We start from the raw sequence: 21,803 nt of genomic DNA, 5'->3' as shown, positions 1-21,803 counted from the left end.
CTTCACGCTCTCGTCGCTGGTGAATCAGAGAACCGCACCCGTGAGTGATCATCGGTGCGGTTTTTCTTATTTGTCGGCGCGGTTGATTTGATCGACGTGCTGCGTCCTGGACTGTCGCGTCTTGTCGACGGAAAAGCAGCAAAGGGACCCAGATCGCGTCGGAGTCGGATGAGCAGCAGAATCTCGTCGAAATCGTCGGCATCGACAACGTCACCGAAAATTACCTCGCGCCGGAAGTCCCCGATGCGACCGACTGGAGTCCGGAGCGCACGCGGCTCGCGACCATCATGCTTCAGCACATCGACCAGTACATCGAGCGCTTCGATTCGATCATCGTGTTTCAGGATGCGAGCGAGATTCCGAGCAGCGATCTGCGCAGACTCATGAACGCCGCAAACGACATGGTTGATTCCATCGACGCCAGGGCGGCGCTCGCGAAGAAGATCAATCACCCAAATGCACGCGGCATGACCACCGCCGTCGAAAGCAAAAAGGGCGGACAACCGCACGGTCATCCGCCCTGTTTCAATGCTGCCGTGACTTAGCGCGGCAATTCGCTGCTACCCATCAGATACGCATCCACCGACCGCGCGCACTGCCGCCCTTCGCGAATCGCCCACACGACGAGCGACTGACCGCGCCGCATATCGCCCGCCGTGAACACCTTGTCCACCGACGTGTAATACGCCTTGTCGCCTTCGGTGGAAGCACGCACGTTGCCGCGCGCATCCTTTTCGACGCCGAACGCATCCAGCACCGGCGACGCCGGCTGCGTGAAGCCCATCGCGAGCAGCACGAGATCGGCCTTCATCTCGAACTCGGAGCCCGGCACTTCCTGCATCTTGCCGCCCTTCCACTCGACGCGCACCGCGACCAGCTTCTCGACCTTGCCGTTCTTGCCTTCGAAGCGCTTCGTCGCGACCGACCAGTCGCGCTCGCAGCCTTCCTCATGCGACGACGACGTGCGCAGCTTGATCGGCCAGTACGGCCACACGAGCGGCTTGTTCTCTTCCTCGGGTGGTTGCGCGAGCAGCTCAAACTGAGTGACGCTCTTCGCACCATGCCGATTCGACGTGCCGACGCAGTCCGACCCCGTATCGCCGCCGCCGATCACGACGACATGCTTGCCCTTCGCGAGCAACTGATCCGGCAGCTTGTCGCCCGCGTTGACCTTGTTCTGCTGCGGCAGGAATTCCATCGCGTAATAGATGCCTTCGAGCTCGCGCCCCGGCACCGGCAGGTCGCGCGGCGTTTCCGAGCCGCCCGCGATCACGACGGCATCGAACTGTTCGTTCAACTCCTCCGGCGTGATGGTTTCCTTCGCCGTATTGCCGATGTACGCCGGCAGCGGATCGCGGCCGATGAACACGTTCGTGCGGAACGACACGCCTTCCGCTTCCATCTGGCGCATGCGGCGGTCGATCAGCCACTTCTCGAGCTTGAAGTCGGGGATGCCGTAACGCAGCAGGCCGCCGATGCGATCGTTCTTCTCGAACACGACCACATCATGCCCCGCACGCCCCAGTTGCTGGGCGGCGGCCAGACCGGCAGGACCCGAACCGACGACGGCGACCTTCTTGCCCGTCTTGTGCTTCGGCGGTTGCGGCACGACCCAGCCTTCGGCAAACGCCTTGTCGATGATCGCGTGCTCGATCGACTTGATGCCGACCGGATCGTCGTTGATGCCGAGCGTGCACGCCGCTTCGCACGGCGCCGGGCAGATGCGGCCCGTGAACTCCGGGAAATTGTTGGTCGAGTGCAGCACGTTGATCGCGCTCTTCCAGTCCTGCTGGAACACGAGATCGTTGAAATCCGGAATGATGTTGTTGACCGGGCAGCCGTTGTTGCAGAACGGAATGCCGCAGTCCATGCAGCGCGCGCCTTGAATCTTCGCGTCTTCATCCGTCAGTGCGGCGACAAATTCCCTGTAATGCTTGACGCGGGTCAGCGGTGCTTCGTACGCCTCGTGGCGGCGTTCGAACTCGAGAAAACCGGTTGCCTTGCCCATGTGGTTCTCTTCTTTCTCTATGTACGGTGAGGAACTCGCTTCCCGGCGCGACGCATCGGGAAGCCCTTCGTTATGTGAAACCGCTCAAGCCGCGATGGCGTCCTTCGCCTTCTTCGCGCCGATTTCGCCGAGCGCGCGCTTGTACTCGGTCGGGAAGACCTTGACGAACTGACGGCGCGACGCGTCCCAGTTCTCGAGCAGCGCCTTCGCCCGCGGCGAACCGGTGAACTGGAAATGACGCTCGATCAAGCCCTTGAGCAGCGCTTCGTCGGTCTTGCCGGTGTGCCACAGCGCGCGATCCACGGTGCGCTCCTGTTCGGCCTGCTGCAGCACCGGATCGAGCGCGACCATCGACTTGTTGCACTTGCCCGCGAACGTGCCGTCCGGGTCGTACACGAATGCGATGCCGCCCGACATGCCCGCCGCGAAGTTGCGGCCGGTCTCGCCGAGCACGACCACCGTGCCGCCTGTCATGTACTCGCAGCCGTGATCGCCCGTGCCTTCGACGACCGCCGTCGCGCCCGAGTTGCGCACGCAGAAGCGCTCGCCCGCGACGCCGCGGAAGTACGATTCGCCCTCGATCGCGCCGTACATCACCGTGTTGCCGCAGATGATGTTTTCTTCGGACTTGCCGCGGAAATCGTTGGTCGGGCGAATGATGATGCGGCCGCCCGACAGCCCCTTGCCGACGTAGTCGTTGCCGTCGCCGACGAGATCCAGCGTCACGCCCTTCGCGAGGAATGCGCCGAAGCTCTGGCCCGCCGTGCCCTTCAACTGGATGTGGATCGCGTCGTCGGGCAGGCCGTCGTGGCCGTGCTTCTTCGCGATCAGGCCGGACAGCATCGCGCCGACCGTGCGGTTCACGTTGCGCACCGGCTGGATGAACGACACGTGCTCGCCGCGCTCGATCGCCGCCTTCGACTTCTCGATCAGGATGTGATCGAGCGCCTTGTCGAGGCCGTGGTCCTGCACGTCGACGTGCTTGCGCGCGACTTCCTCGCCCACCGGCACCTGATAGAAGATGCGCGAGAAGTCGAGGCCCTTCGCCTTCCAGTGCTCGATGCCCTTCTTCATGTCGAGCAGCTCGACGTGGCCGATCAGGTCGTCGAACTTGCGGATACCGAATTGCGCCATGATTTCGCGCACTTCTTCCGCGACGAAGAAGAAGAAGTTGACGACATGCTCCGGCTGGCCGGAGAACTTCGCGCGCAAAACCGGATCCTGCGTCGCGACGCCGACCGGGCACGTGTTCAGATGGCACTTGCGCATCATGATGCAGCCTTCGACGACGAGCGGCGCCGTCGCGAAGCCGAACTCGTCCGCGCCGAGCAACGCGCCGATCACGACGTCGCGGCCGGTCTTCATCTGGCCGTCGGCCTGCACGCGGATGCGGCCGCGCAGGCGGTTCAGCACCAGCGTCTGCTGCGTCTCGGCGAGACCCAGTTCCCACGGCGTGCCCGCATGCTTGAGCGACGAGAGCGGCGACGCGCCCGTGCCGCCGTCGTGACCCGCGATCACGACGTGATCCGCCTTCGCCTTCGCCACACCCGCGGCCACGGTACCGACGCCCACTTCCGACACCAGCTTCACCGAGATGCTCGACGACGAATTCACGTTCTTCAGGTCGTGAATGAGCTGCGCGAGGTCTTCGATCGAATAGATGTCGTGGTGCGGCGGCGGCGAGATGAGACCCACGCCCGGCACGGAGTAACGCAGCTTGCCGATGTAGTCCGACACCTTGTGGCCGGGCAACTGGCCGCCTTCGCCGGGCTTGGCGCCCTGCGCCATCTTGATCTGGATCTGATCCGCCGACGCCAGATACTCGGCCGTCACGCCGAAACGGCCCGACGCGACCTGCTTGATCTTCGAGCGCAGCGAATCGCCGTCCTTCAGCGGGATGTCCGTGATGACTTCCTTGCCGATGATCGATTTCAGCGTGTCGCCGTTCTTGATCGGAATGCCGCGCAGTTCGTTGCGGTAGCGCGTTTCGTCCTCGCCGCCTTCGCCGGTGTTCGACTTGCCGCCGATGCGGTTCATCGCGACAGCCAGCGTGGCGTGCGCTTCCGTGCTGATCGAGCCGAGCGACATCGCGCCAGTGGCGAAGCGCTTGACGATTTCCTTCGCCGGCTCGACTTCCTCGAGCGGAATCGCCTTCGCCGGATCGACCTTGAACTCGAACAGGCCACGGAACGTCATGTGACGCTTCGTCTGGTCGTTGATGATGTGCGCGTATTCCTTGTACGTCTGATACGAGTTGCTGCGCGCCGAGTGCTGCAGCTTGGCGATCGCATCCGGCGTCCACATGTGCTCTTCGCCGCGCACGCGATACGCGTATTCGCCGCCCGCATCGAGCATGTTCGCGAGGACCGGGTTGTCGCCGAACGCATCGCGGTGCAGGCGAATGGCTTCCTCGGCCACTTCGAAGATGCCGATGCCGCCGACCTTCGACGCCGTGCCCTTGAAGTACTTCTCGACCAGATCCGCCGACAGGCCGACGCCCTCGAAGATCTGCGCGCCGGTGTAGGACATGTATGTCGAGATGCCCATCTTCGACATGACCTTCTGCAGACCCTTGCCGACCGCCTTCGTGAAGTTGTAGATGACCTTCTCCGCCGACAGATCGCCCTTCAGGCCTTCGGCCATGTTGGCGAGCGTCTCCAGCGCGAGATACGGGTGAACGGCTTCCGCGCCGTAGCCCGCGAGCAGCGCGAAGTGATGCGTCTCACGCGCCGAGCCGGTTTCCACGACGAGACCCGTGCTCGTGCGCAGGCCGTGCTGCACGAGATGCGAGTGAATCGCCGACGTGGCGAGCAGCGCCGGGATCGCGACGTTGTCGCGGTCCATCTTGCGGTCGGACACGATCAGGATGTTGTAGCCCGACTTCACGGCGTCGACCGCTTCCGCGCACAGCGACGCGATGCGCGCTTCGATGCCTTCCTTGCCCCACGCCGCCGGATAGCAGATGTTCAACTCGTACGCGCTGAACTTGCCGCCGGTGTACTTGTCGATCGCGCGGATCTTCGCGATGTCCTTGAAGTCGAGCACGGGCTGCGACACTTCGAGGCGCATCGTCGGGTTGATGTTGATCGTGTCGAGCAGATTCGGCTTCGGACCGATGAACGAGACGAGCGACATCACCATGTTCTCGCGGATCGGGTCGATCGGCGGGTTCGTCACCTGGGCGAACAACTGCTTGAAGTAGTTGTAGAGCGTCTTGTTCTTGTTGGACATGACCGCGAGCGGCGAGTCGTTGCCCATCGAGCCGACGGCCTCCTCGCCCGACTGCGCCATCGGCGCCATCAGGAACTTGAGGTCTTCCTGCGTGTAGCCGAACGCCTGCTGACGGTCGAGCAGCGCGGCGGCTTCGCGGCGCTGCGCCTCGACGTCTTCCGCCTTCGGCTCGATCTCGTCGAGCTTGATGCGCACGGCATCGATCCAGCTCTTGTACGGCTTCGCGTTCGCGAGGTTGTCCTTGAGCTCCTTGTCCTCGATGATGCGGCCCTGCTCCATGTCGATCAGGAACATCTTGCCCGGCTGCAGGCGCCACTTCTTGACGATCTTCGATTCGGGGATCGGCAGCACGCCCGACTCCGACGCGAGGATCACGAGATCGTCGTCGGTGACGAGATAGCGTGCCGGACGCAGGCCGTTGCGGTCGAGCGTCGCGCCGATCTGGCGCCCGTCCGTGAAGGCGATCGCGGCGGGGCCGTCCCACGGCTCCATCATCGCGGCGTGGTATTCGTAGAATGCGCGGCGGTTGTCGTCCATCAGCGTGTGCTGCTCCCACGCTTCGGGGATCATCATCATCATCGCGTGGACGAGCGGGTAGCCTGCCATCACGAGCAGTTCGAGACAGTTGTCGAACGATGCCGTGTCCGACTGGCCCGGATAGATCAGCGGCCAGAGCTTCGGCAGATCGTCGCCGAGCACGTAGGACGCGATCGCGCCGGTGCGCGCGTTCAGCCAGTTGACGTTGCCCTTCACGGTGTTGATTTCACCGTTGTGGGCGATCATGCGGTACGGGTGCGCGAGCTCCCACGCGGGGAACGTGTTGGTCGAGAAGCGCTGGTGCACGAGCGCGAGCGCCGAGACGACGCGCTCGTCCTGCAGGTCGCGGTAATACACGCCGACCTGACCGGCGAGCAGCAGGCCCTTGTAGACGACGGTGCGCGACGACATCGACGGCACGAAGTATTCCTTGCCGTGCTTCAGCTTGAGCGCCTGAATACGGTGGCTCGCCGTCTTGCGGATGATGTACAGCTTGCGCTCGAGCGCGTCCGTCACCACGATGTCCTTGCCGCGGCCGATGAAAATCTGGCGGATCAGCGGCTCGCTCGCCTTCACCGTCGGCGAAATCGGCATGCTGGAATCGACCGGCACGTCGCGCCAGCCGAGCACGACCTGGCCTTCGGCCTTCACCGTGCGCTCGAGCTCCTGCTCGCACGCAAGACGCGATGCATGCTCCTTCGGCAGAAAAATCATGCCGACGCCGTATTCGCCCGCGGGCGGCAGCGTCACGCCCTGCTTGGCCATCTCTTCGCGATAGAAGCCGTCCGGAACCTGGATCAGGATGCCGGCTCCGTCGCCCATCAGCGGATCGGCGCCGACCGCGCCGCGGTGGTCGAGATTTTCGAGAATCTTGAGACCCTGCTGAATGATCTCGTGGCTCTTTTTCCCCTTGATATGGGCGACGAAGCCGACGCCGCAGGCGTCATGCTCGTTGGCGGGGTCGTACATGCCCTGCGCGGCGGGAAGCGAACCGGCTGCCGGTTGCTGATGATCGTTCATGGGGACACCGTCTCTACTGTGAGGGGCCGACTCGGCCGTTGAACCATTTTGTTGTCGCCCGCGGCCCTGTTCTTTCGACTTGGAGGCCGCGAAGCCGGTCGTGCACGGACGCGCTGCGCCGCAAAAATCGCCGGAAATCGAAATATACGCGACGAATCAAAAAGATGGCAAATAAAACGTGATGGTCTGACACCAATTATCGATATGGTGCAAACATGCCCCATTTAATTGGGGTCGCAACATCGCCGATAAAAAAGAAACGGCGATCCCGAAAGTTCGAGACGCCGTTTCATTTTTCGCTACAGGTTCGACGCGTGGGGCCGTTATTGAGGCTGTGGAGTTTCGCGAACCTTGCGCGGACGCCCGCGCGGCAATGGCGACACCCGGCGGTTGGCGGCACGGGACGCCCACTCGCGATAGGCGTCGCTGCCAAGCACCCAGCCTTTGAGTGTCGCTTGCAGGAGACGGTTGGCCTCGCGTTCGTCGAGCGGTTGTTCGCCCAGCTCCTTGTACGCATGCTGGCGTTCGAACGGCGTGTTGCCGAGCGACCAGAAGAGCGGATGGTCGGTGATGAGGCCATCGAGCGTGAGCCCGATGTGATGACGGTAGCTGGACCACTTGTAGTCTTGCGGCGCCGCGACGAGTTGCGCGCGCACGGGCGCCGTCTCGACGACGCGCGTGGCGAGCAGGAAGTAGCGCTCGCCCTCGATAACGGTGGCCCGATAGCGGCCTTCCCACAACGTGCCGCGCCGCATGTAACGGCGATTGAAGTGCGCTACGTAACGACGCCCGACCGCCTGCATCGCCTTGGGCAGGCTGGACTCGTCGCGAGGCGTGACGAGCAGATGCACGGCTTGCGGCATGAGCGCATAGGCGTGGATGGAAAGGTGATGATCACGTGAAGCAGTCCTCAAGCAGTCGATGAAGAGCTCGTAGTCCTGGTCGTCGACAAAGGCGGGCTGCTGGTCGAGACCACGCAGGATGACATGCTGCGGCTGTTCGGGAACGTAGAGTCGTGCAAGCCGTGCCATTCTGGATATTCCGTTGGTCGCGTTTGTGTTACCCCGATCGGGGGCCTTCAGGAGCCGTTCCGGCTGCATGGACAAACACATGCAAGTGCCGTGCAACGAAGCCCCAAAGCCGCTCCATGCCCTAGGGAAAATGCTCTACGGCACCGCTATGGTTACTTTGAAATGTTGTGTTCATAATGAGCGTGCTTTTTCGGAGGAGCACAAATTGAAAATAAAACAAGTCATCACGGGGATCGCAGCATTAGCGTGTGTGTCCACCGCGGCACATGCGCAGTCGGCTGGATCCTTCTACGCAACTGCAGGCTGGTTTCACTTTGCCCCGCAAGACAGCAGCGGTCCGCTCAAAGAAACAAGTGTAGGCGGATCTCCCGTCAATATCGATGTTCCCGGTACGGGCGCAGGCATTTCGAGCGCTGACACCGCCGGCTTCACATTTGGCTACTTCGCAACCGACCACATCGCAGCCGAACTCGAAATGGGCGTGCCGCCGACGTTCGACCTGAAGGGCACGGGCACGCTCGAGCCTTACGGCAAGCTCGGCAGCGCGAAGCAATGGAGCCCGACGCTGCTCTTCAAATACTTCTTCAATGCTCCTCAAGCGAAGTTCCGCCCGTTCGTCGGCATTGGCGTGACGCGTACCTGGTTCACCGATGCGAAACTCACGAATGAGCAATTCGAAGGCTCCGTTCTGCATGGTCCGACCACCGTCGACACGGATAGTTCGTGGGCTCCCGTGTTTAACGTCGGCGCAACCTACAATTTCACGGAGCACTGGTTCGCCGGATTTTCCGTCTCGTTCATTCCGTTGAAGGCCACCGCCAAGTTGAGCACGCAAGCGCAAACGCCCGTCGGCACGCTCAATGTCCAGTCTCAGGCGAAAATCACGCTCAACCCGATCGTCACATATTTGCGCGTAGGCTATCGCTTCTAAAGCGTTTCCTCTCACGCACCAGATTACGACGATATAAACGGCGTCGCTGTAACAAAGATAACGCGGGCATGTTTGCGCATGCCCGCGTTATCTTTTTCATGACCCTTGTAAATGTGACCTTCACCGGAAGGCATTGCTTGCAGTTCTTACGTGTCCGGCACTTGAATGCCCCGTCGCGGTCGCGGTTTGCCGAGCGTCGTGCACGTGCGGAGCATCGGCATCGAATTTGCTGCATCATGGATTTTCCCGCCGACCTTGACGGGCAATCCACGACTCATCCATCGACGGAGCGATCTATGAACGCACTGCCTAATACGCGAGACGCCATCGGAGACTCATGGAGCACTACCAGCCGCCGCGCACGCCGCATGGCGCGGCACGGCCGTGAGGCCGCCGAGGATATCGGCTCCGAACTGCGCTCGCTGCTGAGCGAGTTGGAAAGCACGCTGGCCGAAGGCACATCGGCCGATGCCGCCGCACTGCGCGCGCAGATAAGCGCGCGTCTCGACAGCGCCCGCGCACGTCTCAACGATACGCACGCCGCGCTGCGGCAACGCGCCGGCGCCGTCATCGAAGATGCCGATGCGTACATCCACGAGAAGCCCTGGCAGACGATCGTGCTCGTCGGCGGGCTTGCGCTCGTCGCGGGCGTGCTGCTCGCGCGCGTGCGCTGAGCGCTCAGCCGGCCGAATTTTCCAGAAAATCCGCGCCGATGATGTCGATGCGATCCGTGCAGATCGCATCGACGCCCCACTGCGCGAGCAGACGTGCGCGCGCCGGTTCGTTCACGGTGTAGGCGAGGATGCGCAAGCCCGCATCCTTGATCTGCGCGACGAGCGCCTCATCGAGCGCGCGATGGTTCGCGTGCAGCGACACGCACGATAGCGCGGCGGTCTGCGCACGCCAGTCCTGCGGAACGTGTTCGTACAGCATCCCGCGCGGCAGATTCGGCGCGACATCGCGCGCCGCCTCCAGTGCCGCATACGAAAACGACGACAACAGCGGCAGCGGATCCGCATCCGCCCACAAGGCCGCCGCCTCGCGCGCGACCAGCACGCCGGTTTCCACGTCGCGGCCCTGGCTCGGCTTGATCTCGATGTTCGCCGCGAGACCGTGCTGCGCGCAGCGCTCGCGCACTTGCGCGAGCGTCGGCATGCGTGCGCCGGCGAACCCGGCGCCGAACCACGTGCCCGCGTCGAGCGCACGCAACTGCGCATAGGTCATCGCTTGCGCCGCGCCGTGCCCGTTCGACGTGCGGTCCACGGTATCGTCGTGCAGCAGGAACACGATATCGTCCGCGGAGAGTTTGGCGTCGAACTCGATCATCCTGTGGCCGAAGCGCGCGCCCACGTCGATGGCCTCGAGCGTGTTCTCCGGCGCGAGCTTGCCGCCGCCGCGATGCGCGACGATCGCGGGATAAGGCCAGGTTCTCATCGCCGTTCCTCCATTCAGTCTCAGTTGGCGCGCAGGCCCGTGGCGGGATCGAAGAAATGCAGGTGACGCGCGGGCAACGACACGGCGAGCCTCTCCCCTCGCTGCGGCCGATGCTCGTGCGGCAAGCGCGCCGCCACGTCGTGCCTGCCCCACTTGCCGTGCGCGAGATTGTCCGCGCCGAGCAGTTCGGCTGAATCGACTTCCAGCGCCGCGCTCGCGGCGCCATCGGCGCCCGGCGTCATGTGCTCGGGCCGAATGCCGATGATCCACTCGCGGCCGTGCATCGCGCTCGTAACGTTGTGCGCGTTCGCGACGGGCAACCTGGGTCCGTCGCCCGCCACCTGAAAAGTCGAACCATCCTCCGAAAGGCGTCCTTCGAGCAGATTCATCGCCGGCGAGCCGATGAAGCTCGCGACGAAAACCGTCGCCGGCCGCTCGTACACTTCGGTCGGCGCGCCGATCTGCTCGGCGTGTCCCTTGTTCATCACGATCACGCGCTGCGCGAGCGTCATCGCTTCGATCTGGTCGTGCGTGACGTAGAGGCTCGTCGTCGCGAGGCGCGCATGCAGGCGCTGGATCTCGAGGCGCATCTGCACGCGCAGCTTGGCGTCGAGGTTGGACAACGGTTCGTCGAAGAGAAAGACCGCCGGTTCGCGCACGATCGCGCGGCCCATCGCCACGCGCTGGCGCTGCCCGCCCGACAGCTCGCGCGGCTTGCGCGCGAGCAGATGATCGAGTTCGAGGATACGCGCGGCGTTCGCCACGCGCGAGTCGATGGTCGCGCGGTCCGCGCCGCCGATCTTCAGCGCATACGCCATGTTCTGCGCGACGCTCATGTGCGGATAGAGCGCGTAGTTCTGAAACACCATCGCGATGTCGCGATCCTTCGGCTCCAGCCTGTTCACGACCTTGCCGCCGATTTCGATCGTGCCTTCGGACACGCTCTCGAGTCCCGCGACCATGCGCAGCAGCGTGGACTTGCCGCAGCCCGAGGGCCCGACCATCACGACGAACTCGCCGTCTTCGATCGCCACATCGATGCCATGCAGCACGTACTGCGAGCCGTCGTAGGTTTTCTTCACGCTCTTGAGATTCAGCGCAGCCATTCTATCCGAGTCTCCGTTTATTTTTCCGCGTCCACGAGTCCGCGCACGAACCAGCGCTGCATCGTCAGGACGACTGCGAGCGGCGGCAGCATCGCGAGCAGCGTCGCCGCCATCACGTAATGCCATTCGGTCGCGGTGTCGCCCGACGCGATCATGCTCTTGATGCCGACCACCGCCGTCTGCAGCGACACCTGGTTGGTGATGAGAATCGGCCAGAGATATTGATTCCAGCCGTAGATGAACGTGATGACGAAGAGCGCCGCGATGTTCGTCCTGGAGAGCGGCAGCACCACGTCCCAGAAGAAGCGCAGCGGCCCGGCGCCGTCGATGCGCGCCGCTTCCATCAGTTCGTCGGGCAGCGTCATGAAGAACTGTCGGAAGAGGAATGTCGCCGTCGCCGATGCGATCAGCGGCAGCGTCAATCCGGCATACGTGTTCGACAGATGCATCGACGACACCACTTGCACCGTGGGAAAGATGCGCACTTCGACGGGCAGCATCAGCGTGATGAAGATGAGCCAGAACGCGAGGTTCTTCAACGGAAAGCGGAAGAACACGATCGCATACGCGGAGATGATCGACACGGCGATCTTGCCGATCGAAATGACGAGCGCCATCACGAGGCTGTTGAGCAGCATCAGGCCGAAGGGCGCCGCCGCGTTGCCGCTGCCGTGCGTCCAGATGTGCGCGATGTTCTCGAAGAGATGCGTGCTCGGCACGAGCGACAGCGGCACGCTGAAGACCTCCTTCGAGTTCATCGTCGCCGCGCAGAACGCGACGTACACGGGAAACACGATCAGCGCGACGCCCGCCAGCAGCACCGCGTGACAGAAGACATCGAAGCCGCGACGGTTCTCGATCATGAGTATTGCACCCTGCGTTCGACGAAGCGGAACTGGATCACCGTCAACGCGACGACGATCACCATCAGCACGACCGACTGCGCGCCCGAGCTGCCGATGTCGAGCCCCTGGAAGCCCTCCGCGAAGATCTTGTAGATGAGCGTCTTGGTCGATTGAGCAGGGCCGCCGCCGGTTGCGGCATCGATGACGGGGAAGGTGTCGAAGAACGCGTAGACGAGGTTCACGACGAGGAGGAAGAAGCTCGTCGGCGACAGCAGCGGCAGCGCAATGCCGAAGAAGCGTCGCACCGGCCCGGCGCCGTCGATGGCGGCGGCTTCGATCAGTGATTGCGGTATCGCTTGCAGACCGGCATAGAAGAACAGGAAGTTGTAGCTGACCTGCTTCCACACGGACGCGAGCACGACGAGGAACATCGCCTGCGTGCCGTTGAGCGCGTGATTCCACACGATGCCCTGCTTCGCGAGCGCAAACGTCACGAGCCCGATGCTCGGATTGAACAGGAACGACCACAGCACGGCGGCAATCGCGGGCGCGACCGCGTACGGCCAGATGAGCAGCGTCTGATAAGCCTTCGCGCCGCGCGTCACGCGATCGGCACACGCGGCGAGCAGCAGCGAGATGACGAGCCCCGACACGGTGACGAGTGCGCAGAAGATCATCGTCGTGCTGAACGACGAGAGATAGAGCGGGTCCGCGAAAAGCTGCCTGAAGTTCGCGAGCCCGACGAATTCGCTCGACGTGCCGAATGCGTCCTGGCTCTGCGTGGCCTGCCAGAGCGCCTCGCCCGCGGGCCAGAGAAAGAAGAGCGCGGTGATCGCGAGTTGAGGCGCGACGAGCAGATACGGCAAGACGCTCGTATCGAAACGAGACCGTTTTTCCATTCGATGTGTCCTGAGCGGCGCGCCCGCGTCGCACGCGGGCGCCTGCCAAAGCGACTTCAGTTGCCGGTCTTCTCGAAGCGGCGCAACAGCTCGTCGCCACGCTGCACCGACGCGTCGAGCGCCTGCTGCGGCGTCTTCTTGTCCGCCCAGACCTGCTCCAGCTCCTCGTCGACGATGGTGCGGATCTGCGGCATGTTGCCGAGGCGCAGGCCCTTCGTGTACGGCAGCGGCGGCTTGTTCAGCATCTGCTTGATGGCGATGTCCGCGCCGGGGTTCTTGTCGTAGAAGCCCTGCTTCTGGGTGAGCTCGTAGGCGGCCTGCGTGACCGGCAGATAGCCGGTGTCCTGATGCCACTTCGCCGCGACCGGCGGCGTCGCCAGATAGGCGAGGAACTTCGCGACGCCCTTGTACACGGCCGGATCCTTGCCCGACAGCACCCACAGGCTCGCGCCGCCGATGATCGCGTTCTGCGGCGCACCCTTCACGCTTGCGTCGTAGGGCATCATGCCGACGCCGTAGTCGAACTTCGCGTATTTGGCGATGGTCGCGCGCGAGCCCGACGAGTTCGTGATGATGCCGCAATCGCCGCTATAGAACTTCGACACCGGCTCGTCCTTGCGGCCCACGTAGGTGAACGTGCCTTCCTTCGCCATGTTCTGCAGGAACTGGATGTGCGCGACCTGCAGCGGCTTGTTGAACTCGAGCTTGGCGTCGAGGCCGTCGAAGCCGTTGTTCTTCGATGCGAACGGCGCGGCGTGCCACGCGCTGTAGTTCTCGAGCTGAATCCAGCTCTGCCAGCCCGACGAATAACCGCACGAGTAACCCGTGGCCTTCAGCTTCTTCGCGTCGGCTTCGACATCGGCCCAGGTCTTCGGCGGCTGGTTCGGATCGAGGCCGGCTTTCTTGAACGCGTCCTTGTTGTAGTAGAGGACCGGCGTCGAGCTGTTGAACGGCATCGAGATCAGATGCCCGGTCTTCGCGTCGCTGTAATAGCCCGCGATGGTCGGCACGAACGCCTTTTCGTCGAGCGGCACGCCCGCCTGCTTGAATACGTCGTAGACCGGGATGACCGCCTTCTTCGCCTGCATCATCGTCGCGGTGCCGACTTCGTACACCTGCAGGATCGCCGGCGCATTGCCGCTGCGATACGCGGCGATCCCCGCCGCGAGCGTCTGGTCATAAGTGCCCTTGAACACGGGGACGATCTTGTAATCGCTCTGCGACGCGTTGAAGTCGTTGGCGATATCGTTCACGCGCTCGCCGAGCGCGGCTTCCATCGCGTGCCAGAACTGGATTTCCGTCGCGGCGTGCGCCGCGGTGCTGGCGCCGAACGCCAGAACGGCCGCGGCCGAGATCGAACGGAACAAGGGCTTGCAGCTCATCGATAAGTCTCCTTTTGAGGATTCGCGCCTTAAAGGGCGCGATATTAGTTGTTGTCGATGACAAACAGGCGTTGATACTCTTTCAATGCGTAGCGATCGGTCATCCCGGCGATGTAATGCGCAATGAGCCGCGCCTGCGAGCCGTCGTGGCTCGAGGAAGGCGCATCGTTCGCCGACTCTTCCGCTACCGGCGGGCTCGCCTGATAGGCCGGCGGCAGGAGACGCGGATCGTTGGTGAAGGCGTCGAAAAGGCCCGTCACGACGCGCTTCGCCTTGTTGGCCATGCGCATCACGCGATAGTGCCGGTAGAGGTTCCTGAACAGGAAGCGCTTGAGCTGGGCCGCCTGTGCCGCGACTTCATCGCTGTGGGCGACGAGCGTCGGCGCATTGCGCACATCGTCGAGCGACTGGGGCGCCACGCGTTCGAGATTGCGGCTGGTCGATTCGATCAGATCGACGATCAGCGTATTGATGATGCGGCGGATCGTCTCGTGGATCAGCCTGCGCCCTTCGATGTTCGGATAATCGGCGCGCGCCGCATCGCAGTGCGTGTGCCAGAGGCTCACTTCGGAAAGCTGCTCGAGCGTGATGAGACCGGAGCGCAAGCCATCGTCGACGTCGTGATTGTTGTACGCGATTTCATCCGCGACATTCGCGATCTGCGCTTCGAGCGAAGGCTGCTTGCCGGTGAGAAAGCGCTCGCCGAGGTCGCCGAGCTTGCGCGCATTCTCGCGCGAGCAATGCTTGAGAATGCCCTCGCGGGTCTCGAAGCACAGATTCAGGCCATTGAACGCGCCGTAGTGCTCCTCGAGCTGATCGACCACGACAAGGCTCTGCAAATTGTGTTCGAAGCCGCCGTGATCGCGCATGCATTCGTGCAGCGCGTCCTGCCCCGCGTGGCCGAACGGCGTGTGGCCGAGATCGTGCGCGAGCGAAATGGCTTCGACGAGATCCTCGTTCAGCCGCAGATTGCGCGCGACCGAACGCGCGATCTGCGCCACTTCGAGACTATGCGTGAGACGCGTGCGGAAGAGGTCGCCTTCATGATTGACGAACACCTGCGTCTTGTATTCGAGCCGGCGAAAGGCGGTCGAATGCACGATGCGGTCGCGGTCGCGCTGGAACTCCGTGCGGGCCGCCGGCGGCGCCTCGGCGAAACGGCGGCCGCGCGACTGCGATGAGTGCGCGGCGTACGGCGCGAGATGCGCTTCGAGCGCAAGCGTCGACGGCGTGCCCGGCGGAAGTTGACGTTCTTTTTCGCTCACCGGCTGCTCCGCATCGTCGTGGTCCTGGCCGCCGCGCGCGCGAATCAGACGCTGGCGGCGAGTGTCGCGCGCACGGCCTGATCGGGCGCGCTCGTGATCTCGGTCGCGCCGAAGCGGGTCAGCAGGATGAATTTGATCTCGCCGGCTTCGGCCTTCTTGTCGACCTTCATCAGATCGACATAGCGGTCGTCGCCGAGCCTGGGCGCCGTGACCGGCAGCTTCGCCGCCTTGATCACGCCCACGAGACGCTGGCGCGCGGCTTCGTCGAGCTTGCCGAGGCGCACTGACAGATCGGCCGCCATCACCATGCCGCAGCCGACCGCCTCGCCATGCAGCCATTCGCCGTAGCCGAGTCCGGCTTCGATCGCATGGCCGAAGGTGTGGCCGAAGTTGAGGATCGCGCGCTGCCCGCCTTCGCGCTCATCCGACGCCACCACCGATGCCTTGATCTCGCACGAACGCTTGACCGCGTGCGCGAGCGCGGTCTCGTCCTGACTGTTGAGCGCGGCGATGTTCGCCTCGATCCATTCGAAGAATTCGGCGTCCTTGATGGCGGCGGTCTTGATGACTTCCGCGATGCCCGCCGCCATTTCGCGCGCAGGCAGCGAATGCAGCGCGGCGATGTCGGCAATCACCGCTTGCGGCTGATAGAACGCGCCGATCATGTTCTTGCCGAGCGGATGATTGATGCCCGTCTTGCCGCCGACGGACGAATCCACCTGCGAGAGCAGCGTCGTGGGAACCTGGATGAACGGCACGCCGCGCATGTAGCACGCGGCGGCAAAGCCGGTCATGTCGCCCACGACGCCGCCGCCGAGCGCGATCAGCGTGGTCTTGCGGTCGGCTCGCTCGGTGAGAAGCGCGTCGAAGATCTTGTTGAGCGTTTCCCAGTTCTTGTGCGCCTCGCCGTCCGGCAGGACGACGGTCGTCACTTTCTTGCCGAGGGGGCCGAGCGCGGCGCGCAATTGATCGCCGTAGAGCGGATCGATGGCCGAGTTCGTGACGATCGCCACCGACGCGCCCTTGATATGCGGCGCGAAGAGTTCCGTGCGGCCGATCAGGCCCGCACCGATATGAATGGGATAGGCGCGCTCGCCCAGTTCGACGCTGACGGTGATCGTTGGGGTAATCATGGCGGACATTATGACTCAGCCGGCTTGACGACGCCGGCCACCTCCAGTTGCATCAGGACCATGTTGACGAGCGCATTCACGGTCGGCCGCCCCGTCTCCACGACGTAATCCGCGCATTCGTGATACAGCGGATCGCGTGCCTGAAAGAGTGCTTCGAGCTTGCCGCGCGGGTCCTCGGTCTGCAGGAGCGGGCGGTTCTTGTCGCGCCGCGTGCGCTGCCAGAGGTCGTGCGGATTCGCGCGCAGATAAATGACGATGCCGCGATTCTTCAGATGTTCGCGATTCTCGGGCCGCAGCACCGCGCCGCCGCCCGTCGCGAGCACGATGCCGCTTCGCTGCGACAGCTCGTCGATGACGTTTGCCTCGCGCTGGCGGAAACCCGCCTCGCCTTCGAGCTCCCAGATCACGGGGATGCGTGCGCCCGTGCGCGCCTCGATCTCCAGATCCGAATCGATGAACGAGCGCTGCAGACGGCGCGCAACCGCGCGGCCCACGGTGGTTTTACCCGCCCCCATGAGTCCGACGAAAAAAATGTTCGCGTTCGCGTGCCCTTCCTGCAACTCGGTTTCCTTCCAGTTCGATGCAATTTGTTCGTGCGGCAGCTTAAGGGCAAACCGCCCGCTTTGTCGAGTCGCGCCGCCCGCCGCCGCTGACGCCATCGGCCTCATCCGCTCGACGCGATCACATGCGGCGTGATCAGGATGACGAGTTCGCTCTTCGACCTGCGCCGCGCGTCGTGACGGAACAGCCAGCCGATCAGCGGCAGTTTCGACAGCCCCGGCACGCCCGTCGTGTCGTCGCGTTCGTCGTCGGAATAGATGCCGCCGATCGCCACCGTGCCGCCGTTTTCAACTTCCACGCGCGTCTGGACGTGTTTCGTGTGGATGGCCGGCCCGTTGGCCGTCTGCTCGCCCAGGCTGTCTTTCGTGATGTCGAGATCGAGAATGACGTGCCCATGCGGCGTAATTTGCGGCTCGACCTCCAGTTTGAGCGTTGCGCGCCGGAACTGCACGCCCGACATGCCGTTGCCGACCTTCGCCTGATATGGCACTTCCATGCCTTGCTCGACGACGGACTTCACCCGATCGGCCGTCACCACGCGCGGCCGCGACACGATCTGCCCGCGCCCTTCCGCTTCCAGCGCGCTCAGCTCGAGATTGAGCAGCCGCGTCGCCTGCGCGACGAACAGCGTGAGCCCGGCCGTCGCCGCGTCGAAGCCGTTGATCGGCCCCGCCGACAGATCGTATACCACACCGTCCTTCCCGCCCGTGAAACCCGTCGCCGGATCGCTCTGCGGCGCGGCGCTCAGCTTGACGCCGAGATTGCGCGACAGGCCGGCTTCGCCTTCGACGATCTTCGCCTCGATCATCACTTGCGGCGTCGGCTTGTCGATCAGGGAGACGAGATCGGCGATCTGCTGCACGCGCGCGTCGAGATCGGTCACGAAGAGCAGGTTCGTGCGTGCATCGGCGATGGTGGAACCGCGCTTGGACAGCACGCGCTGGCTGCCGGAGCCGGTCAGCATCTTGCGCATGTCCTCCGCGCGCGCATAGCGCAGCACGAATGTGCGGCTCGCGAGCGGTTCGAGATCGGCGGCGCGCGCGTGCGCCTCGTAGCGCAGCTTTTCGCGCGCGGCGAGCTCCGCGAGCGGCGCGACCCAGATCACGTTGCCGTGCTCCTCCATGGCGAGGCCGTTCACTTCGAGGAGCGTATCGAACGCGCGCCGCCACGGCACGGCGACGAGGTTCATCGAGACCTGCCCGCGCACTTTCTCGCTCGCGACGATGTTCAGGCCGGTGAACTGCGCGAACGTGTGCAGTGCGGCGCGCAGATCGGCATTCTTCAGGTCGAGGGTGATCGGTTTGCCCGCGCCTTCGCTCGACGCGGCGTCGGAGCCTGAGTCAGCGCTGCTCAGGCGCGCGACAGGCCGCAACGGTACCGGCGGGCCTTCGAGCGCTTCCGCCGGCTCGGCGGCGGGCTTCGCGGCGGGCTTCGCCGCGGGCGCGTCGGCCACGGGCGGCGGACTTGGGTCGATCGCGGCTTGGTCCGTAGCCAGCGCGTCGAACGACGCCGGGATTGGCGGCAGCGGCGCGACGTTCGCATCGCCGCTTTCGGCAGCGAGCGCCGCGTGCGCGAACAGAAGCGCCGCCACCGCGGGCAGGACCGGCCTCGCGACTGCGCGTGAAACCTGCGCGAACTGGCTCACTTGCGATCCTCCACGAAGGTCAGCTTGCGCCAGAATCCGTCGTCGCGAGCGAGCTCGACCGCGCGCGGCACGACGCGCCCGAGTCGTTCGTCGCCGATCTTCTGCCCCGCCGCGAAGCCGTCGACTGCGTCGCCGCGCTGCAGAAGGGCCATCGCGCGTCGTGGCTCGACGAAGGTGCCCACGAGCAGCATGTCGCCGCCTTGCGCGGCCGCATCCGCGCGGCCGAACGGATCGACGATGAACGCGTTCGCACGCGGCGCCGCCGTCGTCGGGGGAATCGGCGGCAAGCTTTCGAAAACGCGCAGCGTCGCCTCGATGGCGAGCACGCCCGCCTGCCGCCTGATCTGCACGCCCTCCGGCACGACGAGCCGCGGTAACCCGCCGAGCGCTTCCAGGAACCGGTGGATCTCCGCAAACGTGCCCTCCGCTCGCAGCCTGAAGGCGCGTTCCGGGACCGGCTGCGGTGCCTTCGAGTCGCCGCCCTTTCGCGTCGCCGGCTCGATTGCCGCGTCGCGCAGTCCGCTGTGCGCCGCCAGGTCCGCGATGGCGTGCAATGCGTCGGCGGCGCTCCAGCGCTCCGGCTCCATGCGGCTCGACGTGGCCCGCGCCCTCAAGTCCGGCAGTTCCGCCACGATGCGTCCGGTCTCTTGAGCTTTCGCCTGCGCGGCCGTCCATGCGGCGCGGCTGGCATCGAGCTGGCTCGCATCCGACATCCGCCAGGCGCGCACGCCGAGCAATCCAACGAGCAGGCACAACGCAAGCGCGACAAGCGCGGTGCGCATGCGCGACCATTCGTCGATCGGCTGCAGCACGGAAGGCAGGCCGCGCGAGCGCTTTCGAGCGGCGGCGAAGTTCATCGCGATAGCGTTCATGGCCGCCTCCCCTGCGCCGCCGGGCGATTCGCCGCGAGCACCGGTCGCGCCTGATGGGACGCTGCCGCGCCGCGCGGACGATCGGGCGCATACCGCACGAGCGCGATGAATTCGTAATGCCCGGCACGCTCATCGAGCGGCGCAGGCGCGCCGCGCTTGCCGCGCATCGCGGCGTCGGCGCGACGCTTCATCTCGATCACTTCGACGGCCTCGACGCCGCGTACCTGCTCGAGTCGCTTGAGCCACTGCGCCGCCGTCTGCGAATCGGGCGCGAGCGCCGCGAGCTCGACCTCGCCGGTCCGCTGCGAGACGCGTTGAAGCGCAACGCCCCGTTGCGGCGACGGATCCGCGAGCGCCTCGAGCAGCGCGAGGAAGCGCTCGCGCGGCGCAGCCAGCGGTTGCGCGGCCTCTCTCGCGCGCCGCCGGTCGGCTTCGGAGCGAACAAGCCGCGCGTGTTCGTCGATCTGCGCGCCCGACGCGCGCAGCGTCGCTTGCAACGCCATACGCCGCTCATCCAGACGGGCGCGCGCGAACGCATCCCAGCCCGCGACGGCGCCCACGGCCGCGCAGCCCGCCAGACTCGCGGCCGCCAGCAGCACGAGCCTGCGACGCCGCACTTCGCGGCGTCGGCGCACCCGATACGGCAGCAGATTGAATCCTTCCAGCGTCGCGGCGATCATTGCATCACCTCGCGCAAGGCAAGCCCGAAGGCGGCCGCGAAGCGCGGCGAATGCTTGTGCGCGGCCATGATCTCGGCCGCGCCGTTGCAATACGGCGCCGATTCGAACGGCAGCGCCGGGCAGGCGAAGGTCTTGCCCAGCACCGGAAGCGGAACACCGGCATGCGCCAGCAATTCGAGCTGGCCACCCGCGTAGATGCAATCGAGCGGCGCGTGCTCGCCCACCAGGTCGCGCAGCGCATCGGAGATGCTCCGATACTCCGGCGCGGGATAGCGCACCTCGTTCTCGATGCCGCGCGAGCCGACGAGCCAGCCGTGCAGTCCCGTGCTCTCCAGCCAGCAGACGAGATAGCGCGCGTCGTCGCCCAGTTCGACGGAGCCCGAATGACGCATCGCGCGAAGCGCCGCGGCCGGTTCGCCATCGATGGCGGAAAGCGCGATGCCCGCCTCCGCCGCCGTCTCGACGCGCGCCTCCACATGCCGCCGCGCCGTCGCCGCGATGGCAACTTGCGCCTGACCGTCCTCGCTCGTCTGCACGGACCAGTCGACGGCCAGCGCCACGCGCTCGATTCCCGTCGCCCGCTCGGCCTCCGCCAGCACGGCCGGCTCGAGCACGCCGTGCGGATCGCCGCCCGTCGCCGCCGGCAGCGGCTCGCGCGCTTCCATCAGACGAGACAGCGGAATCTGCGTCGTGATCGTCGCCGATGCGGGCAAGCCCATCGCGCAGCGCAACGCCCGCCACGCGCCGCCGGACGGCAGCCGCCCGAATGCCTCGCGCAACGCCGACACGACGACCGCGCGATCGACGAAATCGCCGTCGATCACCGCGCCCGACGGAAGCGGCACCGACTCCAGGTGTTCGACGCACAGCACCGCGTTCGCCCGCAGCCGTCTGCTGACGACTGCCAGCCGCACCGCATCCTCGCCGACGTCGATGCCCGCCGCATAGCGCCGCGTGACCGTCAACATCGTGCCGCGCAACGCGTTTTCCTTGCCCATGACCCACTCCTTCCATTCACTTGCGCACCGAACCGTTCGGTCGCTCGACGTGAAAGGATTGTCGCGAGCGGCGCCGCCGGCGAACATTCGTCCGAATGGCCAGCGCGCGCGATAAGAAGATGCTTCCGCGCACGATCGCGCGTATCTTGAAGACAGCAACGAGCAGGCGCGACCGCGGCGTGGGCTGTAAGCGTTCAGAAAAGTCTCAAACCCGGGCGGCTATAA

17 protein-coding genes and 1 pseudogene are annotated in these 21,803 nt (G+C 64.8%); 2 read left to right on the top strand and 16 right to left on the bottom strand.

The genetic code is table 11. The features are described 5' to 3' along the window. Window positions 1–2 precede the first annotated feature (2 nt). The 4 genes from AWB83_RS36260 to AWB83_RS30025 all read right to left on the bottom strand — a co-directional run bounded on the left by AWB83_RS36260 (window position 3) and on the right by AWB83_RS30025 (window position 7,827). Window positions 3–515 carry a hypothetical protein gene (locus tag AWB83_RS36260; RefSeq protein WP_143750125.1) on the bottom strand — a complete coding sequence of 171 codons (513 nt, stop codon included), beginning with the start codon at window positions 513–515 and terminating at the stop codon, window positions 3–5. Window positions 516–541: 26 nt separating this feature from the next. Further along, complete coding sequence (locus tag AWB83_RS30035; protein WP_087049268.1) at window positions 542–2,008, bottom strand: glutamate synthase subunit beta; 1,467 nt, start codon at window positions 2,006–2,008, stop codon at window positions 542–544. Window positions 2,009–2,092: 84 nt separating this feature from the next. Continuing rightward, window positions 2,093–6,796, bottom strand: a complete 4,704-nt coding sequence (locus AWB83_RS30030; RefSeq protein WP_087049267.1) for a glutamate synthase-related protein — start codon at window positions 6,794–6,796, stop codon at window positions 2,093–2,095. 323 nt (window positions 6,797–7,119) lie between these two features. Beyond that, a complete protein-coding gene (locus AWB83_RS30025; RefSeq protein ID WP_087049266.1) occupies window positions 7,120–7,827 on the bottom strand; it encodes a transposase in 708 nt (235 codons plus the stop codon). A gap of 205 nt (window positions 7,828–8,032) precedes the next feature. On the opposite strand from AWB83_RS30025, the gene AWB83_RS30020 reads away from it, so the two are divergent. Both AWB83_RS30020 and AWB83_RS30015 read left to right on the top strand, forming a co-directional pair. After that, window positions 8,033–8,758 carry an OmpW/AlkL family protein gene (locus AWB83_RS30020; protein WP_087049265.1) on the top strand — a complete coding sequence of 242 codons (726 nt, stop codon included), beginning with the start codon at window positions 8,033–8,035 and terminating at the stop codon, window positions 8,756–8,758. A gap of 296 nt (window positions 8,759–9,054) precedes the next feature. After that, a complete protein-coding gene (locus tag AWB83_RS30015) occupies window positions 9,055–9,432 on the top strand; it encodes an ElaB/YgaM/YqjD family protein (protein ID WP_087049264.1) in 378 nt (125 codons plus the stop codon). A 4-nt stretch (window positions 9,433–9,436) separates the two neighbouring features. On the opposite strand, the gene ugpQ is transcribed toward AWB83_RS30015, so the two are convergent. The 12 genes and pseudogenes from ugpQ to pilM form a co-directional block, all read right to left on the bottom strand. Beyond that, entirely contained in the window at window positions 9,437–10,192 is a 756-nt protein-coding gene (gene ugpQ / locus AWB83_RS30010; RefSeq protein WP_087049263.1) for a glycerophosphodiester phosphodiesterase, read from the bottom strand. A 20-nt stretch (window positions 10,193–10,212) separates the two neighbouring features. Continuing rightward, window positions 10,213–11,298: a sn-glycerol-3-phosphate import ATP-binding protein UgpC gene (locus AWB83_RS30005; protein ID WP_087049262.1), complete on the bottom strand. Its 1,086-nt coding sequence runs from the start codon at window positions 11,296–11,298 to the stop codon at window positions 10,213–10,215. Window positions 11,299–11,315: 17 nt separating this feature from the next. Then, a complete protein-coding gene (gene ugpE, locus AWB83_RS30000; RefSeq protein ID WP_087049261.1) occupies window positions 11,316–12,161 on the bottom strand; it encodes a sn-glycerol-3-phosphate ABC transporter permease UgpE in 846 nt (281 codons plus the stop codon). Further along, window positions 12,158–13,042: a sn-glycerol-3-phosphate ABC transporter permease UgpA gene (gene ugpA / locus AWB83_RS29995; protein ID WP_087049260.1), complete on the bottom strand. Its 885-nt coding sequence runs from the start codon at window positions 13,040–13,042 to the stop codon at window positions 12,158–12,160. Before ugpA ends, ugpE begins: the two co-directional genes overlap by 4 nt. A 56-nt stretch (window positions 13,043–13,098) precedes the next feature. Continuing rightward, window positions 13,099–14,424, bottom strand: coding sequence for a sn-glycerol-3-phosphate ABC transporter substrate-binding protein UgpB (gene ugpB, locus AWB83_RS29990; protein WP_087049259.1), 1,326 nt, complete (start codon window positions 14,422–14,424; stop codon window positions 13,099–13,101). Window positions 14,425–14,468: 44 nt separating this feature from the next. After that, window positions 14,469–15,653, bottom strand: a pseudogene (locus tag AWB83_RS29985) (deoxyguanosinetriphosphate triphosphohydrolase); the annotation flags it as partial. Window positions 15,654–15,733: 80 nt separating this feature from the next. Next, the gene (aroB, locus tag AWB83_RS29980; protein ID WP_087049257.1) at window positions 15,734–16,831 is read right to left on the bottom strand and encodes a 3-dehydroquinate synthase; all 1,098 of its coding nucleotides are present in this window, start codon (window positions 16,829–16,831) and stop codon (window positions 15,734–15,736) included. Beyond that, a complete protein-coding gene (gene aroK, locus AWB83_RS29975; RefSeq protein ID WP_087049303.1) occupies window positions 16,831–17,382 on the bottom strand; it encodes a shikimate kinase AroK in 552 nt (183 codons plus the stop codon). Before aroK ends, aroB begins: the two co-directional genes overlap by 1 nt. A 104-nt stretch (window positions 17,383–17,486) precedes the next feature. Beyond that, window positions 17,487–19,028: a type IV pilus secretin PilQ gene (locus AWB83_RS29970; RefSeq protein ID WP_087049256.1), complete on the bottom strand. Its 1,542-nt coding sequence runs from the start codon at window positions 19,026–19,028 to the stop codon at window positions 17,487–17,489. Then, entirely contained in the window at window positions 19,025–19,900 is an 876-nt protein-coding gene (locus tag AWB83_RS29965; RefSeq protein WP_087049255.1) for a type 4a pilus biogenesis protein PilO, read from the bottom strand. Before AWB83_RS29965 ends, AWB83_RS29970 begins: the two co-directional genes overlap by 4 nt. After that, window positions 19,897–20,580, bottom strand: a complete 684-nt coding sequence (locus AWB83_RS29960; protein WP_087049254.1) for a PilN domain-containing protein — start codon at window positions 20,578–20,580, stop codon at window positions 19,897–19,899. The genes AWB83_RS29965 and AWB83_RS29960 overlap by 4 nt, the downstream gene beginning before the upstream one ends. Continuing rightward, window positions 20,577–21,578, bottom strand: a complete 1,002-nt coding sequence (pilM, locus tag AWB83_RS29955) for a type IV pilus biogenesis protein PilM (RefSeq protein ID WP_087049302.1) — start codon at window positions 21,576–21,578, stop codon at window positions 20,577–20,579. Before pilM ends, AWB83_RS29960 begins: the two co-directional genes overlap by 4 nt. Window positions 21,579–21,803: the final 225 nt, after the last annotated feature.

Source organism: Caballeronia ptereochthonis (assembly GCF_001545075.1).
GTDB classification, from domain to species: Bacteria; Pseudomonadota; Gammaproteobacteria; order Burkholderiales; family Burkholderiaceae; genus Caballeronia; species Caballeronia ptereochthonis.
This window is presented reverse-complemented; position numbering and strand designations above follow the sequence as displayed.

Coding starts and splice junctions, on each gene's coding strand:
- AWB83_RS36260 (WP_143750125.1), bottom strand. CDS start 515: ATGACCGTGCGGTTGTCCGCCCTTTTTGCTTTCGACGGCGGTGGTCAT.
- AWB83_RS30035 (WP_087049268.1), bottom strand. CDS start 2,008: ATGGGCAAGGCAACCGGTTTTCTCGAGTTCGAACGCCGCCACGAGGCG.
- AWB83_RS30030 (WP_087049267.1), bottom strand. CDS start 6,796: ATGAACGATCATCAGCAACCGGCAGCCGGTTCGCTTCCCGCCGCGCAG.
- AWB83_RS30025 (WP_087049266.1), bottom strand. CDS start 7,827: ATGGCACGGCTTGCACGACTCTACGTTCCCGAACAGCCGCAGCATGTC.
- AWB83_RS30015 (WP_087049264.1), top strand. CDS start 9,055: ATGAACGCACTGCCTAATACGCGAGACGCCATCGGAGACTCATGGAGC.
- ugpQ (WP_087049263.1), bottom strand. CDS start 10,192: ATGAGAACCTGGCCTTATCCCGCGATCGTCGCGCATCGCGGCGGCGGC.
- AWB83_RS30005 (WP_087049262.1), bottom strand. CDS start 11,298: ATGGCTGCGCTGAATCTCAAGAGCGTGAAGAAAACCTACGACGGCTCG.
- ugpE (WP_087049261.1), bottom strand. CDS start 12,161: ATGATCGAGAACCGTCGCGGCTTCGATGTCTTCTGTCACGCGGTGCTG.
- ugpA (WP_087049260.1), bottom strand. CDS start 13,042: ATGGAAAAACGGTCTCGTTTCGATACGAGCGTCTTGCCGTATCTGCTC.
- ugpB (WP_087049259.1), bottom strand. CDS start 14,424: ATGAGCTGCAAGCCCTTGTTCCGTTCGATCTCGGCCGCGGCCGTTCTG.
- aroB (WP_087049257.1), bottom strand. CDS start 16,831: ATGTCCGCCATGATTACCCCAACGATCACCGTCAGCGTCGAACTGGGC.
- AWB83_RS29965 (WP_087049255.1), bottom strand. CDS start 19,900: ATGAACGCTATCGCGATGAACTTCGCCGCCGCTCGAAAGCGCTCGCGC.
- AWB83_RS29960 (WP_087049254.1), bottom strand. CDS start 20,580: ATGATCGCCGCGACGCTGGAAGGATTCAATCTGCTGCCGTATCGGGTG.
- pilM (WP_087049302.1), bottom strand. CDS start 21,578: ATGGGCAAGGAAAACGCGTTGCGCGGCACGATGTTGACGGTCACGCGG.